This is a genomic window from Mesorhizobium kowhaii, from assembly GCF_003253745.1.
In the GTDB taxonomy this organism is placed as follows: domain Bacteria; phylum Pseudomonadota; class Alphaproteobacteria; order Rhizobiales; family Rhizobiaceae; genus Mesorhizobium; species Mesorhizobium kowhaii.
In genome coordinates, this window is record NZ_MZXV01000010.1 from 144,484 (window position 1) to 160,260 (window position 15,777).

A 15,777-nucleotide genomic window follows, 5' to 3' on the forward strand; every position below is an offset into this window, starting at 1 on the left:
CGGTCAGCGATATTCGAAGATCGACCTGAATATCCCGGGCGCGATCACCGACAGCGGATTGATGTCCAGCACTGGCTTGTTGGCGTTGCCCTTGAGCCGGTAGGTGACGCCGATCAGGCCGCGGTCGCGGCCATTGCCGAGAAGCGCGCCGACCAACGGCAATTCGCCGAAGATGCGATTGAGGCCATAGACCGGCATGAACGTGCCGGTCATGTCCATGTTGTTGTCCTGGTCGTAGAGCGTGCCTTGGAACGTCGTGCCGATGCGCGGACCGCGCAGCACGCCATTGGCCAGTTTCAGATAGCCGCTGCCCTTGTCGATCTCGGCGTAACCGCGCTCGAACTTGACCCGCGAGGTGTCCAGCTTGCCCTTGACCGCCTGATTGAGGCTGCGGTTGTCGCCGGCCGGCGTGGTCGAGACCATGGAGGCCAGTTTCGGTTCGTTGACCACGAAAAAGTTGCTGGTATCGACCTTGCCCTTCAGCGATCCGTCGCTCGGCCCCGCCAGCGCCAGGGTGATCGCTCCGCCTTCCATATGCTCGTAGATGTTGAGGAACCTGAGTATGGCGCCAGCGTCGGCGGACTGCATGTTGAGCGTGCGCTGGCCGGCGCCGGTGGTGTTGCTGATGGTTATGGCGGCACCCGAACTCGCCGTGGCGCTGACCTTCAGCCCGTTTACCCGCGAGCCGGCAGCGCTGTAGTCGAGCTTCAGGTTGGACAATTGCTCGTCATGGAAGCCGGTCAGCTGATCGACATCGGCGCTGACGGAAATAGAGTCGGAACCAGTGGTCTTGGTTGCCGTGTCGACGTCCGAGGTGAACTGTTTGATCAGCGAGCGGGCATCCAGCGCGTTGCCTGATATGTTGACCGCATAGCCCTTGCCGGATCGCTTCACCGACACGGCGACATCGTCGCCCCTGTTCAAACTGACCTTGCTGAACTTTGCGGAAGACAGAGCGCCATTGACCAGCACAATGCTGCCGTCGACGGAGAAGGTCTTTCCGTCGAGATTGAAGTCGGACAGCGTCGTGGTGTCGTCGGCCTTGGTCATGACGAATGTGACGTTGGCGGGAACCCCTGCCCCCTTGCTCCAACCTGCCCATGGGATGTCCAGCCTGGCGTTGGTCAGATCGGCCGAGACGTTCTGGTCGCCGCTGCCGCTCTTGTCGATCGCGACCTTTACCGTTCCGGAAAGCATCGGCGTCAAGCCGGGCATTGCGGCGGCACGGATCTTGTCGTCGAGCACCAAGGCCACCTTGCGACTGGCCGGCGGCCCGTCATCCCTGAGCGGCTCGATCAGGTCGAGTTCGGCCGGAATGCCGTTCAGCGATGCCTTAGCGGAGATCACCGCCTTTTCAGGGTCGACGGTGATCGAACCATCGGCATCGGTCACGGTCTGGCCCTCGAAGGGCTTGGCCAATGACATGCCGCTATAGTCGAGCGACACCAGCCAATCGAGCTTCGAGCTGTCGACGCCGGACTGCAACGGAATGTCAGCCCTGACATGGCCGGTGACGCTGCCCGTCAGGTCTTCCGGCAAAAGGCCGACATGGCGCATGGCGTTGATCGGCTCGTAGGAGGCGAGTTCGGCAACAGCGGACGCGTCGCCCTCGACGTCGATCTCGAGCGCGCCGATGACCGGCGGGCGGTTGGCCGCCTTGACCGTCAGCGTGCCATTGCTGGCCGCGACGGTACGGCCGCTGGGCATGTAGACGGTGCCCGAGGACAGGGAGACGTCGACATCATTGCCATGGAAACCAACAACGCCGACAGCGTCGCGTATCGGCGGAATGCGGCCGGCCGTGTCAAAACGCGATCCCTCGATCTGGAAACGGCCGAACACCTCGTCGGCGGACAGCGGCACGCCGTTGCCAAGACGGCCCGGCACGACCTGGAACTGGAGGTTGGCGTCGACGACGCGGCCGCCAAACAGATTGGCCAGCACCCACAGCCGGGCGTTGCGTGCCGAAAACCATGGCCAAAGCTGCTTGACGTGGGAGACCGGCATGTCATGGACGTTGAACGCCAGATTGATCCCAGGCGCCTTGCCGTCGACGAACTCCACGGCGGCGGTTCCCAGAATCTCGCCGCCGGCGCCGGAACGGACAGCGATCTGCTCGGCCACCAGCCTGTGGCTCACTGTGTCGTAGGCACCGGCGATCCGGGCGAGGAAGGCGAGCGCAGGCTCAGGCGACTCCGAAGGCGCCAGCGAGGAACCGTCGCTGGTCAGGTCGTAGCGATAGGACGGTTCCTCACCTGCCGTTCCGGTTGCCGGCTTCGGCCCGATCGAACCGGCGAAATCGAATGTCGACCGGCCGGTCTTCAGCAGCAATCTGTCCACCTGGACCTTGTTGCTGCCCGCAACCAGCGTCGCATTGACATCGACGTCTGCCGGCAGCAGCCCACGCGTGCCAAGATCGAGGATGGAACCCGTCGATGACAGAGCGGCTGTCAGCCGCGATGCATTCATGCCGGACCCTTCCGATCCCATCAGCTTCAGCGCAACCACACCCAGCTTTCCGGCAGCGGCCGTGGTATCAGCAGCGCCCGCGACAACACTGGCATCCGCCAGATCGATCCTCGCATCCAGCGCCGTCACGCGGTGTGCCGCGACATCGCGGGTGGCGGAAGCGGCAATGGTAACCGCCCTGCCGTCAACATCCGCTTCAGACGAAAACTGCATGCCGCCCGGTCCCGACTGCACGACGGTGGCGTCGGTGACTTTGACCAGTTTGATCGTTCCCGTTTCGGGCAGCACGAATTCGACATTGCGAAGATCGATCTGGCGCATCGACTCTTCCCGCACCGCGTCGAGCGCGCTGTGGATGTTGCCGAACACCGCAGCGGACAGTTTCTCCGGATCGACGAGGCCATCCTGATTGCGCAGGGCCGCGGTCCAGTCGCCGCCGGACGGCATCGCCGCCACGACGATGCGCGCGTCGGAGATCCTGGCACTGGTCAGCCGCACATCCCCCCACAGCAGCGGTATCAGGCGCACGCCGAAGCGCACGCGGCCCGCATCGGCCATCGGCTTGCCGTCGGCGGTCTTCAGGCTGACGTCGCTGACCTGCAACGCAATGAAGCTCGATCCATCAAGGGTGATGCGCGCCGGCCCGACCGAAACATCGACATCGACGCCGGCCAGTTTCTCGATGGCGGTTTCCGCTTCCGCCCGAAGCCGCTCGGAGCCAACGCCGGACGCACCGACCAGATAGACAACGACTGCCACCAAGAAGACGAGGCAGGCGAAACCGGCGAACACCCTTGCCAGGATGCGAAAGCCGCGTCCGATCGACGCCTGACCGAGCGGCGGCACGCGGCACGCGGACGGAAAGGTCCCCAGGTCGGTGATCTCATCCCGCCTGAACCGGATCTTCTCGTGCTGCGGTTGCTCCTGATCCACGCAATTTTCCGTTCTACGAACTCGATCGTGGACGAATCCCCGCTCGACACTATATCGGTGTGGCTTGGCGCGTAACCACAAACAAGGGCATCGGTATGGCTGACCTCGACGTAGGCGATCTCGCGCCGCAATTCGATTTGCCGCGGGACGGCGGCGGATCACTCAGCCTTGCCGCATCCTCCGGCAAGCCCATTGTGCTCTATTTCTATCCGCAGGACGACACAACAAGCTGCACGCAAGAGGCGATCAGCTTTTCGCAGCTGAAGCCGGAATTTGAGAGGGCCGGCGCCGTGGTGATCGGCCTGTCGCCAGACACAGTCAAGAAACACGACAAGTTCAAGTCGAAATACAGTCTCACCATCGACCTCGCCGCCGACGAGGAGCGCAAGGTGATCGAGGCCTACCATCTGTGGGTCGAGAAATCGATGTATGGCCGCAAATACATGGGTGTCGAGCGGGCGACGTTCCTGATCGGCCGCGACGGGCGGATCGCCAGGATCTGGCGCAAGGTCCGGGTCAAAGGCCATGCCGAAGAGGTGCTGGAGGCTGTCCGCGCGCTTTGAGATCCTTGTCGGCACGGCCGACTGCCCACAACCTTATGCCCGCCTGACGGGCAATCGTTACCGGAAAGCCCGCACCGCAAAACTTTGTTAACCCTAATAATGTGTAATCAAGCTGTCGTGGTGTCGTAAACGAAAGCTTGGTCCCGTGAACGCAACCGGTCAGTCAGCAGTCTTCGGCAGGCGTAAAGAGCCCCACACGATCATCATCGCCCGAGGCAACGAGATCCGGCACTTCACGATCCGACCCTGGCTCGCAGCCTTTGTCGGCTCGGCGCTGGCGGCAATCGCCATTGGCTACCTGCTGGCCACCTCCTATCTCGTGCTGCGCGACGACCTGATCGGCGCCACCACGGCGCGGCAGGCACGCATGCAGCAGGCCTACGAAGATCGCATTTCGGCGCTTCGCGCCCAGGTCGACCGCATCACCAGCCGCCAGTTGCTCGACCAGCAGCTGATGGAAACCAAGGTCAGCGAACTGCTTGAACGCCAGAGCCAGTTGAGCCAGCGTCATGGCCGCCTCGGTCCGCTGCTCGAACGCGCCGAGAACGAAGTCGGAGCGGCGCCTGCCGAGGATCCGTCAGCGGCCGGCAAGCCGGACAAACGCGCCGAGGTGACCGGCAGCATCAACCCGCCTGCGCAGACCTACGCGGTCGCCAGCCTGCGCGCCGACCTCGGTGCCGGCGACACCAGGCCGTTCTCGTTGTGGTCGACCCGTTCCGATCCGCTGCCCAACGATTCAGCCGCCGATCGTGCCGACAGGCTGTTCGTCTCGATCAACAAGTCGCTGAAATCCATCGAGAGCGATCAACTGACCCGCATCAGCACGCTCGCCGACAATGCCTACAAGAGCGCCGACGCGATCACGCAGGCGCTTGCCGCGGCAGGCCTGCCGGTCGACAGCGATTTCGGCAAGAACGAGAGCGACGTCGGCGGACCGCTGATTCCACTCGACAGTTCGATGATATTCGACAGCAAGGTCAAGGAACTGGACGAGGCGCTGGACACGCTCGACCAGCTCAAGAAGGAAGCGCGTCAGCTGCCGCTGACCAACCCAGCTCCGGGCCATTCCGTCACCAGCCCGTTCGGTGTGCGCACCGACCCCATCCTTGGCACCGCCGCACTGCATTCCGGGATGGATTTCAGGGCGCCGATCGGCATGCCGGCCAAGGTCACCGCGCCCGGCGTCGTCACCAAGGCAGGCTGGAACGGCGGCTATGGCCGCATGGTGGAAGTCGACCACGGCAATGGTTTTGCGACGCGTTACGGACATCTCAGCGAAATCGACGTGACCGTGGGCGAGAAACTGGATGCCGGCGCAGTCATCGGCAAGACCGGCAGCAGCGGCCGCTCGACCGGCCCGCATCTGCATTACGAAGTCCGCCACAATGGCGAAGCGATCGATCCCCTGCGCTTCCTCACGGTCGGCAAGAAGGTCGCCCAGTATCTCTGAGGCGCGCAGGCCCTGAGCTAATCGGCGGCCCTCTCCAGACCCAGCGCGCCCTGAAGGCCCGAAAGGTGACCCGACAGCCACGCGGAAGGGCAATCGCTTCAGGTTTCGAATTCGTCTCGTCACCCTTTTCCGGAGGTTGGCGCCCCCTCACCTGCCTGCCGGCGTTCGTCGTTTGAAAAGCCAAGCAATTGGCTTTTCGTCCGCTGCGCGGACCACTTCTCACCTCCCCGTATAGTGACGGGGAGAGGGACTCCGTCATTGATGGTTTCGCCAATTGTCAGCGCTGCAGAAAAGGTGCCGGCGCTGCGGTTCGTCACTATACGGGGAGAAGTGCCCGGCAGGGCGATGAGGGGCGGCGCCGACTTCGACAATTGGTGATCTCCCCACAAGTTGGAAACTGTCGTCGGTCTGAAGTGATTGCCCTGGGCCATGCGGCTTGCCCGTTGACAGCATTCCAGTTGTAGGATGATATGTATAACCATACACACCCGCATCAAAGCCGGCCCGACAATGACCATCCACCACGGCATCTCGCCTGACGTTCTCGCTGCCCTGGAGGGTGTTCTGGGGCAGAGCGGCGTGGCAGCCGACGCTGCGGGCATGGCCAGATATCTCGGAGACTGGTCTGGCGATCATCATGGCGGTGCCCTTGCCGTGCTGAAGCCGGCTTCGGTCGCGGAGGTGCAGGCCGCTGTGCGGCTGTGCGGCACGCTGGGGCTGGCGATGATCCCGCAGGGCGGCAACACCGGGCTGGTGGCGGGTGCGATCGACATCGGCACGAGCCGGGGCGCGGTGGTCATCAGCCTGGAGCGGCTGAACAGCATCCGCCTCGTCGACGCCGACAATTTCATCTTGCAGGCCGATGCCGGCTGCATCCTGCAGCACATCAAGGATGCCGCCGAAAGCCAGGATTGCCTGTTTCCGCTGGCGCTCGGCGCCCAGGGCAGCTGTCAGATCGGCGGCAACGCGGCCAGCAATGCCGGCGGCGTCAACGTGCTGCGCTACGGAATGGCCCGCGATCTCATTGTCGGCCTGGAAGTGGTGCTGCCGGACGGCGAATTGTGGAGCGGCTTTTCCGGCCTGCGCAAGGACAATCGCGGCTACGACCTGAAGCAGATTTTCATCGGCAGCGAAGGAACGCTGGGCATCATCACCGGCGTCGAGGTCAAGCTGTTTCCGAAACCCGGCCGGGTCGAGACGGCGTATCTGGGCCTTGCCTCGTTCGAAGCGGCCATCACGCTGTTCAGGCAAGCCCGACGCGGATGCTCGGACCTGATATCCGCCTTCGAGATCATCGGCTCGGAATGCATGGGGCTTGCGCGGTTGGTCGATCCGAACATCGTCGCGCCGGTCACTGCCCCTGTTCATGTGCTGATCGAGCTGTCGTCGAGCGCTGCCATCGACCTGCGCACCCTGCTGGTCGACTTCCTTGCCGGTGCCATCGAAAAGCATCTCGTCACTGACGCCGTTCTGGCCGAAAGCGGCGCACAGGCCATGGCTTTCTGGTCCATTCGCGAAGGGCTGGTCGAGGGCCAGGCCAAGCGCGGCTACCACGTGCGCACCGATCTTTCCGTGCGCATCTCGGACATTCCCACGCTCATCGCTCAGGCCCGCCAGTTTGTCGCGCTGGAGCATCCGGACTGGCTTCCCCAGGCCTACGGCCATGCGGGCGACGGCAACATCCATTTTAACGTGCTGCCGCCGCTCGACCTTGCCGAGCCCGAGTCGCGCGCCAGGGGCGTCAAGATCACGGCTGGGCTCTACGACATCGTCAACGCACTTGGCGGCTCGATCAGCGCCGAACACGGCATCGGGCGCACCCGCCAGCGCGTTTACTGGGCTGGACTATCCCCCGTCCACCGCCGGCTCGTCGGCGCACTCAAAAATACCCTCGATCCGAACGGGCTGATGAACCCCGGCTGCCTCTTTCCCTCGATGGAGACCGTTTCATGAAACAACGATTGGCTGCCATCGGCACTGTCGAGGCGCTGCCGCACCGGGTCGCGGCTTTCCTCAGCCGCGAGATCGAGTCCGGCGACCTCAATCCGGGCAGCCTGCTGCCAACGGAGCAACAGCTTTCCGAAAAATTCGGCGTCAGCCGAAACGTGGTGCGCGAGGCGATCGCGCAATTGCGCGCCGACGGCATGGTGGAGGCGCGACAAGGCATCGGCTCTTTCGTCCTGGCGCCGGAGCAGCGGGCGGCGATCCGCATCGATCGTGAGACGCTGAAGGAAGGGCAGAACATGGAGCGGCTCTTCGAGCTGCGCTGCATCCTCGAGGCCGAGTCAGCCGCGCTTGCCGCCGAGCGGCGCGGGCAGGAGCATCTCGACGCCATCAAGGCAGCGCTCGACCGCATGAGCGGCGAGGAGCGCTGGGAAGACGGCAGCATCGATGCCGACCTTCTGTTCCATCGCGAAATCGCGCGGGCGACGGGCAACAGCTATATCCACACCTTCATCTCCTTCGTCTGCGAACAGATCCGGCGCTCGATCTACTACGCGCGGCTCACCAACCCCTTGCACGACCTGGTGGAAGTCAATGTCGGCGAGCATGTGCGCATCTATGAGGCACTGGTCGCCGGCGACCCGGCGGCTGCCGAAGCGGCGATGCGCGCGCACATCATCGGCGCCGCCGACCGTGTCGGCGTCAAGCTGCCGACGTCGCGCGCCCAGCGCGCCGACGGAAGGAAATAGCCATGGCGCTCGGCACCGCATACCGGATTTCGGACGTCTGCCTGCTTGTCGAGGACATCGATCGCACGGTGGCGTTCTATGTCGACAGGCTCGGCTTCCGCCTGCGCCGGCGCGCCGAGGGTTTTGCCGATTTCCATGGCGAGGGCGTGACGCTTGCGGCCTGGGAGATCGACCATATCAGCCAGCACACCGGCGTGTCGAAGCTGCGTTCGCCGCGCCTTGCGCACAAGGTTTGCGTCGCGGTCAAACTCGACGCGCCCGGCGAAATCGACCGCCTCTATGCCGATCTGACGGCCAAGGGCGTGCCCTTCCAGGGCCCGCCTGGGGACTATGTCTGGAACGCGCGCTGCGCCTATTTCACCGACCCGGACGACACGCTCTGGGAACTCTACGCCTGGCTCGACGGCGGCCCCGGCGACTACCACGAAGAACGGCCGTAGACGACAGCGCGCCCAAGGGAACGGCGCGCAATGAAGAGACAGACAAGTCTTGCAACAGGAGCGAAAAATGAGTGGGAACAAACATTACGACATGAACCGCCGCAGCTTCATGATATCAGGCATAGCAGCCGTTGCCGCCGCATCGGCCGGGATGCAACTGGTGCTGACGCCGGGTGCGAAGGCGGCCGGAAAGGTCGTCATCCAGTATGACTGGCTGATGTCCAACGGCCAGATCGGCGACATCGCGGCTGTCGCCAATGGCTACTTCGAGGATGCCGGGCTCGACGTGGAATTCAGCCCGGGCGGCCCCAACGCCGCGACGGTGCCGCCGGTGATCTCCGGCGCCGCGCAGCTCGGCCAGTTTTCCGAAACGCCGCAGCTTTTTGCGGCGCGCGCCAGCGGCGTACCGATAAAGATCATCGCCTGCGGCTTCCGCACCGGCCCCTACGCCTTCACCTCGAAGGCAGCAAACCCGATCCGCGGCATCGCCGACCTCAAGGGCAAGAAGATCGGCATCCAGCCAACCGCGCGTTTCGTCATTGATGAGATCCTGGCCAAGAACGGCATGAGCCCGTCCGATGTCACTGTCGTCAATGTCGGCTTCGACAAGGCGCCGCTGGTGCGCGGCGATGTCGATGCCATTGGCGGGTGGATCACCAACACGCAGGCCTTGAGCGTCGTCGGCGACGACCGCATCGACCTTCTGGTGCGCGATCTCGGACTGAATTCCTACGCCGACGTCTATTTCGCCACCGACGCCGCGATCGAAAAGGATCCGGGCACGCTGGCGAAGTTCATCGGCGCGGTCGCCAAGGGCTGGGGCTGGGTGCACGCCAACCCGCAGGAGGCCGTGAAGAAGATGGTCGCCGCCTATCCGGAAATGGACCTCGGCTGGGAAGAGAAGACCGTCAACCTGGTGCTCAAGCTCTCCTTCGATGCGGCAACGGCCAGGGACGGTTGGGGCACCTTCGATCCCGCCTCCATCGAGGAGCAGTTGGCGTTGCTCGACAAGGTCGGACAGTATCCGAACGGCCGGCCGGCGGCGGCCGACGTCTACACGACCAAGATCCTCGAACTTTCGGCCGCCGACCGGCCGAAGCTCGACGCGCCCGCCGCCTGATGGCGAACGCGATCGAGACCCGCGGCCTGGATGTCGGCTATGGCGGCCGCCAGGCCGCCGTCAAAGTGCTTTCCGGTCTCGACCTCAACGTCGAGGCCGGATCCTTCCTGTCGATCCTCGGACCCTCGGGCTGCGGCAAGTCGACCTTGCTCCGGGTGGTTGCCGATTTGCTCGATCCGCTCGGCGGCACGATCAGTGTGCTCGGCGACACGCCGCATGCGGTGCGATCGCGCCGCGATGTCGGCTTCGTCTTCCAGGACTCGACCCTGCTGCCCTGGCGCACGGTGCGCGACAATGTCCGCCTGCCGCTTGGCGTCGGGCAGGTCAGCCTGACCCGCAGCATCGAGGATCGCAGCGACGAATTGCTGGAACTGATGGGGCTTGCCGGCTTCGGCGAGCGCCTGCCGCACCAGCTTTCCGGTGGCCAGCGCCAGCGTGTGGCAATTGCCCGCGCGCTGCTCGGCCAACCGAAGCTGCTGCTGATGGACGAGCCGTTCGGGGCTCTCGACGAGATCACCCGCGACCGGCTCAACGACGAGCTGCTCACTTTGTGGAGGCGCACCGGCACGACGATCCTGTTCGTCACCCATTCGATCGCCGAAGCCGCCTATCTCGGCGAAAGGGTCATCGTTCTCGCCGCCAATCCGGGGCGACTTGCCAAGGACATCGACATGCGGCCGTTCAAGCAGGACGGCAACCGCTGCTCGCGCGAAGATCCGGCGATCGTCGCCGCCATGGCCGAGCTGCGGACCGCGCTGGAGCGCGCGTCATGAGGCCGGCACCCCTGTCTCCGCAGGCTGCCATCGCCCTGCCCGTTCTCGGTGCGGCGTCGATCCTTCTCACCTGGCAGTTTCTGCTGCCCGTTCTCGGCGTGCCGGCCTATATCGTGCCGACGCCAACGGCGATATTCGGCGTCTTCCAGAGGAATTTCGCGCTGCTCGTCGACAATCTCAGGCCGACGCTGATCGAGGCGCTGGCCGGCTTCGTCATCGGCAACCTGGCTGCTGTCCTGCTGGCCGTTCTGTTCGTGCACAACCGCATCCTCCAGGCGGCGTATTTTCCGATCGTGCTGTTCTTCAACACCATTCCGATCCTGGCGCTGTCGCCGATCATCATCCTGATCTTCGGGCTTGGCATGACGCCGAAGATCGTCATCGCTGCGGTGATCTGCTTCTTCCCGACGCTGGTGAACATGATTCGCGGCCTGGATTCGGCCAGCGACAACGAGCATGAGCTGTTCCGGGTGCTGTCGGCGACGCGCTGGGAAATTTTTCGCAGCCTGCGCCTGCCCCGCGCCTTGCCGATGCTGTTCTCCTCGCTCAGGATCGCATCGGCGACGGCGGTCATCGGCGCCATCGTCGGCGAATGGATCGGCTCGGACAAGGGCCTCGGCGCGCTGATCATCCAGGCGAGTTTCAACTACCAGTCCGACCGGCTTTACGCAGCGATCGTCTTGTCATCAGGCCTATCGATCGCGCTGTTTTCCGCCGTGGTGCTGATCGAGCGCCGGCTCGTCAAGTACTGAACAGGCGATCCGCCTCGCGCATTGGTCAGTCGAGACTGTCTCGTGGCATCGACAGAAACGTCGTGGCTGCCGAAACCAGGGTGGCTGCGCCGACTTTCAAGGCGGCCTCATCGACACGAAACCTGGAATGGTGAAGCGGAAAGACCGATCCGACATCTTCATTGCGGATTCCGAGCCGAAAGTAGACCGATGGGCGTTTCTCGCTGTAGTAGCCAAAGTCGTCCGCAATGGTCCATCCAGCTATGTTGAGAACATTGTCGGGCCCGATACAGGCCCTGGCACTGGCGACAATCAGCTCAGTCATCTCGATATCGTTGACGACCCCCGGTTCGCCCTTGTGGATGTCGAGTTGCACGCTGGCGCCGTGGCTCGCCGCAATTCCCTCGAGTATCGCACGGACGCGGCGCCAGGCCCGCTCACGCGTGGCGTCGCTGCCGCCACGGATGGTGCCTTTCAATGCGACCTTGCCGGCAATCACATTGTAGGCGCTGCCGCCGCTGATCCCGGTTACGGATATGACCAGGGGATCGTACGGGTCGATCTCGCGCGAGACGATCTTCTGCAGTTCGCTCACCATGGAGCAGGCCACGGCAATCGCATCGATGCCCTCATACGGCTTTGCCGCATGAGCGGCCTCGCCTGTGACGAGAGCGTCGAACGTATCGCACGCCAGAGTGTACGGACCAGGGCTGACCGCGATCTTGCCGGACTGTGTGTACGGATCGACGTGAACGCAGATGGCAGCGTCGATATCGTCGAGAAGCCCCTCTTCCACCACGCGTCTGCCGCCCGACGGCTCGCCCTCCTCGGCCGGCTGGAAGATGAGGCGGACAGTTCCGCCGAACTCATCCCGCGATCGGTGAAGATGCGCGGCAACCGCGAAGGCCATCGATGCGTGGGCGTCGTGACCGCACGCATGCATCACACCTGGATTGATCGACGCATAGTCGACGCCGGACTCCTCCTCGATTGGCAAGGCATCGATGTCGGCGCGTATGGCCAACTTGCGATTTGACGGTTTGCCGGTGCCGACAATGTCGACGGCCAGGCCAAAGCCCGCGACGTCACGGATGTCGGCAATTCCCTGACCAGCCAGCATCTGCCGCAAGTAGCGCTGGGTGTTGGCTTCGTGGTTCGAAAGCTCCGGATTGCGGTGCAGATGGCGGCGGACCTCGATCATCCGATCGAGAATTCCGGCATCGATCTTGATCGTGCCGGCATTCGCACTCTCAGGATTTGACATGAATCTCTCGCGGGAACTTCGTCAGCGTCTCGTGGCCGGTTGCGGTAACCAGGATGGTCTCGCTGATCTCGATGCCCCAACCGTCCATCCACATGCCAAGAATGGAATGAACGACGTTGCCGGGCTCCAGCACTGTCTTGTCGCCCGGCCTGAGGCTGATCGTGTGTTCGCCCCAATCCGGCGGATAGGCGACGCCGATCGAATAGCCGATACGCGACTCCTTCTTCAGTCCATAGCGTTGAATTACCTTGCGCCAGGCAGCTTCGACCGCTTCAGCTGATATCCCCGGCCTCACCGCGTCGAGCACCGCGTCCATGCCCTCGATCACTGCTTTGGCCGTGTCCGCGACATTTGTCGGCGTTTTGCCAAGCTGCAGGGTTCTTGCCAGCCCGGCAGCATAGCGACGGCAGACGCCGGCGAGTTCCAGGGCAATTGTCTCGTTGTCTCCGAACCGCCTGTCGCTCCACATGATGTGCGGCGCGGAAGCATTCTCGCCGCCGAGGATTGTCGGCGGCAGGGCGGTGATGTCACCGGCGAAGTCCGGGCTGCCGGCGATCTGCGCCGCCTGGATGGAGGCAATGGCATCGCACTCGCGAACACCCGGAGCGATCACCTCGAAGGCCCGCGTGACCGCCGCCTCGGCCAAGGTTGACGCCTTGCGCAAATAAGCGATCTCGGGCGCCGATTTGACCGCGCGGATCCAGTTCACCAGCAGATCGGCGTCGTGCCATTTCGCATTGGGAAGCCCGGCGACAAGCCGGGCATGCGCCTTCGCTGAGAAATAATAGGCTTCGAGCTCGATGCCGGTGTGCCTGATACCCCAACCCTTGGCGACGATCCAACTCGCGATCCAGTCCATGGGATGGCGATCGAAACGCTGCACATGGTCTTCCGGGAAGCCAACCACGTTCTCGGGCTTCATCCAGGCGGTCAGAAGGCCACCGGCCGCATCCATGGCGCGCCCGATCCAGACCGGCTCGACCGCTTCGACAGGAACGAGGACCACCTGAGGCGTGTAGAATGACCAGCCATCATAGCCAGTGATGTAATGCTGGTTGGCAACGTCATTGACGACCAGGAGTTCGAGACCGCGCTTCGCCATCTCGGCGCGGATCTTTCGAAGCCGCTGCTGGTACTCGTCGCGGGCAAACGGCAATTCGATCATCTCTGCTCCAGGCTTGTTGACTCAACGGTTGCGGGCTCACCATTGAAACGGTTTCGACATGGCGGCAATCAGCCAAGGACAGCATGTGAGCAGGTCCTAAACCGGACGGGATTCACGGACTTCTTCCGATTTTGGTTTTGTCTCGATTTATTTTTGAATTCCATTTGACTGAATAAATAAGCGGTGCGAAGCTGCGCTCTCCTAAGGGGCGCACGTAATGGCACTGAGGGGGACCAATCAGGAGTTCGGGCGGCCGTACAATCGGCGCATCGTGCTTGAATCCATCCGCCTGCAGGGACCGATCGCCCGTGGCGAGATCGCCAGGCGCGTCGGGCTCACCGTCCAGACCGTATCGACCATCGTTCGCGAACTGGAAGAACAGGGTTACATCCTGTCCCTGCGTGAAGAGCCGAAGGGCCGCGGCCTGCCGCCGGCGACCCTGCGCATCAATCCCGAAGGCGGCTATGCCGTCGGCATCCACATCACCCCTTTCGGCATCAGTGCCGCCTTGATCAATCTAAGCGGCGACGTGATCGAGAGCACGTACCGCGAAGCCCCGAATGCGACGCCCGACCATGCCTTCGACCTGATCGGAGCGATGGTGGTTGAATTGACCAGATTGCGGGCTGGAGGTCGGGTTCTCGGGGTCGGCCTGGCCCTGCCCGGCCCGTTCGGCGTCGAGTCCATGAGTTTTGTCGGCCCGACCACGATGACCGGCTGGAAGGATGTGGCGCTGCGCGAGCGGCTGGCGACGTCGACCGGATTGCCGGCCTTCTTTGAAACCGACATGGCGGCCGCCGCCATGGGCGAGCGCCTCTACGGCCTCGGCGCGCAGTTTTCCGAGTACTATTACCTCTATTTCGGCGTCGGCCTGGGTGGCGTCATGGTTCACGACGGCAGCGTGTTGCGCGGCGCCTGGGGAAATGCCGGCGAGGTCGGACACATTCCCGTCGTTCCAGGCGGCGAGGCTTGCCCCTGCGGCAACAGCGGCTGTCTCGAAAGATACCTCTCGCTCGAGGCGCTCCGGCGCTGGAATGGCAGCGAGGCCGATTGGGTGGCGGAAGTCGCCCCGATCTTTCGCAATGCCGTCGCCATCATCGAGAACCTGTTCGACCCCGAGACGATCATCCTCGGTGGGCTGGCCTCCACCGATCTGCTCGAACGGCTGGCCAGTTCGACCGAATGCCTGCACAATTCCGTCTCGGCGCGAAAGGACCGCACGACGCCCCGTGTCATGGTCGCGCGTGGCGGGCAGCATTCGGTGTTGCGCGGCGCCGCCGCCCTTGCCGTATCCGGGGTGCTGTCACCGCGCTTCGGCCAGATCTTCACGGCTGAACGCGAACGCGGGCGCGATCTCCTGAAAAGTGGAGGGATTGCGGCATGAGCGAACCCCTGCTGGTGCTCGACAACGTCACCAAGAACTACGGCGCGATCGAAGCGCTGAAGGGGATCAGCTTCTCGATCGGCCGCGGCGAGGTCGTGGCGCTGCTGGGCGACAACGGTGCCGGCAAATCGACGCTGGTCAAGATCATCGCCGGCGGGCTGGAGCCGACCTCGGGCCGCATGCTGTTCGAGGGCAAGGAGTTCCTTGCCAGGTCGCCCGCCGAAGCCAAGGCGGCGGGCATCGAAACCGTCTACCAGGACCTGTCGCTGTGCACCAATGTCGACGTGGTCGCCAATTTCTTCATGGGGCGCGAGATCACCAGGAAGGTGCTTGGCATCCCGGTGCTCGATGAGCGTGCGATGGAAGTTGTCGTCGAAAAGGCGCTGGCCAGCGCCGGCACCCGTATCCCCTCGCTGCGCACCAATGTCGAGCACCTTTCGGGCGGCCAGCGGCAAGCGATCGAGCTCAACCGGTTCGTGCATTGGGGCGGCAAGCTGGTGCTGCTCGATGAGCCGTTCGCCGCCCTTGGCGTCGAGCAGACGCGACGCGGCCTCGACATGATCCGCCAGGTGGCGAGCCAGGGCATCGGCGTCGTCATCATCACCCATATCATGCAGCAGGCCTTCCAGGTCGCCGACCGGATCGTGGTGATCCGCCAAGGGGTCGTGGCCGGTGATGTCGCACGCAACAAAACAAGTCCCGACGCGGTGATCAACATGATCACCGGGGAGACGCTTGCCGGTGCCGGACCGGGAAGCTGAGGGACAAAGAGGGGTCCGGCTTAACAGGAGC

The 15,777-nt window shown here is 63.7% G+C and carries 13 protein-coding genes; 10 read left to right on the plus strand and 3 right to left on the minus strand.

The annotated features are described in order from the left end of the window. Positions 1-3: 3 nt before the first annotated feature. Positions 4-3,402 (minus strand): DUF3971 domain-containing protein, encoded by a 3,399-nt coding sequence (locus B5V02_RS01895; RefSeq protein WP_111542548.1) that lies wholly within the window; start codon positions 3,400-3,402, stop codon positions 4-6. A 95-nt stretch (positions 3,403-3,497) separates the two neighbouring features. Between B5V02_RS01895 and B5V02_RS01900 the strand changes: the two genes are divergently transcribed. From B5V02_RS01900 to B5V02_RS01940, 8 genes are all read left to right on the plus strand, one after another. Beyond that, positions 3,498-3,965, plus strand: coding sequence for a peroxiredoxin (locus B5V02_RS01900; protein ID WP_111542549.1), 468 nt, complete (start codon positions 3,498-3,500; stop codon positions 3,963-3,965). A gap of 145 nt (positions 3,966-4,110) precedes the next feature. Then, on the plus strand, positions 4,111-5,415 hold the full coding sequence (locus B5V02_RS01905) for a M23 family metallopeptidase (protein WP_111542550.1): 1,305 nt from the start codon (positions 4,111-4,113) through the stop codon (positions 5,413-5,415). Positions 5,416-5,925: 510 nt separating this feature from the next. Further along, a complete protein-coding gene (locus tag B5V02_RS01915; RefSeq protein ID WP_245445595.1) occupies positions 5,926-7,368 on the plus strand; it encodes an FAD-binding oxidoreductase in 1,443 nt (480 codons plus the stop codon). Beyond that, entirely contained in the window at positions 7,365-8,108 is a 744-nt protein-coding gene (locus B5V02_RS01920) for a FadR/GntR family transcriptional regulator (RefSeq protein WP_111542552.1), read from the plus strand. The genes B5V02_RS01915 and B5V02_RS01920 overlap by 4 nt, the downstream gene beginning before the upstream one ends. 2 nt (positions 8,109-8,110) lie before the next feature. Continuing rightward, entirely contained in the window at positions 8,111-8,548 is a 438-nt protein-coding gene (locus B5V02_RS01925) for a VOC family protein (protein WP_208647025.1), read from the plus strand. A gap of 91 nt (positions 8,549-8,639) precedes the next feature. Further along, positions 8,640-9,668 carry an ABC transporter substrate-binding protein gene (locus B5V02_RS01930; protein ID WP_111542554.1) on the plus strand — a complete coding sequence of 343 codons (1,029 nt, stop codon included), beginning with the start codon at positions 8,640-8,642 and terminating at the stop codon, positions 9,666-9,668. After that, positions 9,668-10,441, plus strand: a complete 774-nt coding sequence (locus B5V02_RS01935) for an ABC transporter ATP-binding protein (protein WP_111542555.1) — start codon at positions 9,668-9,670, stop codon at positions 10,439-10,441. Before B5V02_RS01930 ends, B5V02_RS01935 begins: the two co-directional genes overlap by 1 nt. Next, on the plus strand, positions 10,438-11,193 hold the full coding sequence (locus B5V02_RS01940) for an ABC transporter permease (protein WP_111542556.1): 756 nt from the start codon (positions 10,438-10,440) through the stop codon (positions 11,191-11,193). The genes B5V02_RS01935 and B5V02_RS01940 overlap by 4 nt, the downstream gene beginning before the upstream one ends. Positions 11,194-11,218: 25 nt before the next feature. On the opposite strand, the gene B5V02_RS01945 is transcribed toward B5V02_RS01940, so the two are convergent. Continuing rightward, on the minus strand, positions 11,219-12,436 hold the full coding sequence (locus B5V02_RS01945; RefSeq protein ID WP_111542557.1) for a M20 metallopeptidase family protein: 1,218 nt from the start codon (positions 12,434-12,436) through the stop codon (positions 11,219-11,221). Further along, entirely contained in the window at positions 12,423-13,601 is a 1,179-nt protein-coding gene (locus B5V02_RS01950; protein ID WP_111542558.1) for a M24 family metallopeptidase, read from the minus strand. Before B5V02_RS01950 ends, B5V02_RS01945 begins: the two co-directional genes overlap by 14 nt. Before the next feature lie 217 nt (positions 13,602-13,818). Between B5V02_RS01950 and B5V02_RS01955 the strand changes: the two genes are divergently transcribed. Next, positions 13,819-14,985 (plus strand): ROK family transcriptional regulator, encoded by a 1,167-nt coding sequence (locus tag B5V02_RS01955; RefSeq protein WP_111542559.1) that lies wholly within the window; start codon positions 13,819-13,821, stop codon positions 14,983-14,985. Next, positions 14,982-15,746, plus strand: a complete 765-nt coding sequence (locus B5V02_RS01960; RefSeq protein ID WP_111542560.1) for an ATP-binding cassette domain-containing protein — start codon at positions 14,982-14,984, stop codon at positions 15,744-15,746. The genes B5V02_RS01955 and B5V02_RS01960 overlap by 4 nt, the downstream gene beginning before the upstream one ends. The last annotated feature ends 31 nt before the right edge of the window (positions 15,747-15,777 follow it).

Coding starts and splice junctions, on each gene's coding strand:
- B5V02_RS01900 (WP_111542549.1), top strand. CDS start 3,498: ATGGCTGACCTCGACGTAGGCGATCTCGCGCCGCAATTCGATTTGCCG.
- B5V02_RS01915 (WP_245445595.1), top strand. CDS start 5,926: ATGACCATCCACCACGGCATCTCGCCTGACGTTCTCGCTGCCCTGGAG.
- B5V02_RS01920 (WP_111542552.1), top strand. CDS start 7,365: ATGAAACAACGATTGGCTGCCATCGGCACTGTCGAGGCGCTGCCGCAC.
- B5V02_RS01925 (WP_208647025.1), top strand. CDS start 8,111: ATGGCGCTCGGCACCGCATACCGGATTTCGGACGTCTGCCTGCTTGTC.
- B5V02_RS01930 (WP_111542554.1), top strand. CDS start 8,640: ATGAACCGCCGCAGCTTCATGATATCAGGCATAGCAGCCGTTGCCGCC.
- B5V02_RS01935 (WP_111542555.1), top strand. CDS start 9,668: ATGGCGAACGCGATCGAGACCCGCGGCCTGGATGTCGGCTATGGCGGC.
- B5V02_RS01940 (WP_111542556.1), top strand. CDS start 10,438: ATGAGGCCGGCACCCCTGTCTCCGCAGGCTGCCATCGCCCTGCCCGTT.
- B5V02_RS01945 (WP_111542557.1), bottom strand. CDS start 12,436: ATGTCAAATCCTGAGAGTGCGAATGCCGGCACGATCAAGATCGATGCC.
- B5V02_RS01950 (WP_111542558.1), bottom strand. CDS start 13,601: ATGATCGAATTGCCGTTTGCCCGCGACGAGTACCAGCAGCGGCTTCGA.
- B5V02_RS01955 (WP_111542559.1), top strand. CDS start 13,819: ATGGCACTGAGGGGGACCAATCAGGAGTTCGGGCGGCCGTACAATCGG.
- B5V02_RS01960 (WP_111542560.1), top strand. CDS start 14,982: ATGAGCGAACCCCTGCTGGTGCTCGACAACGTCACCAAGAACTACGGC.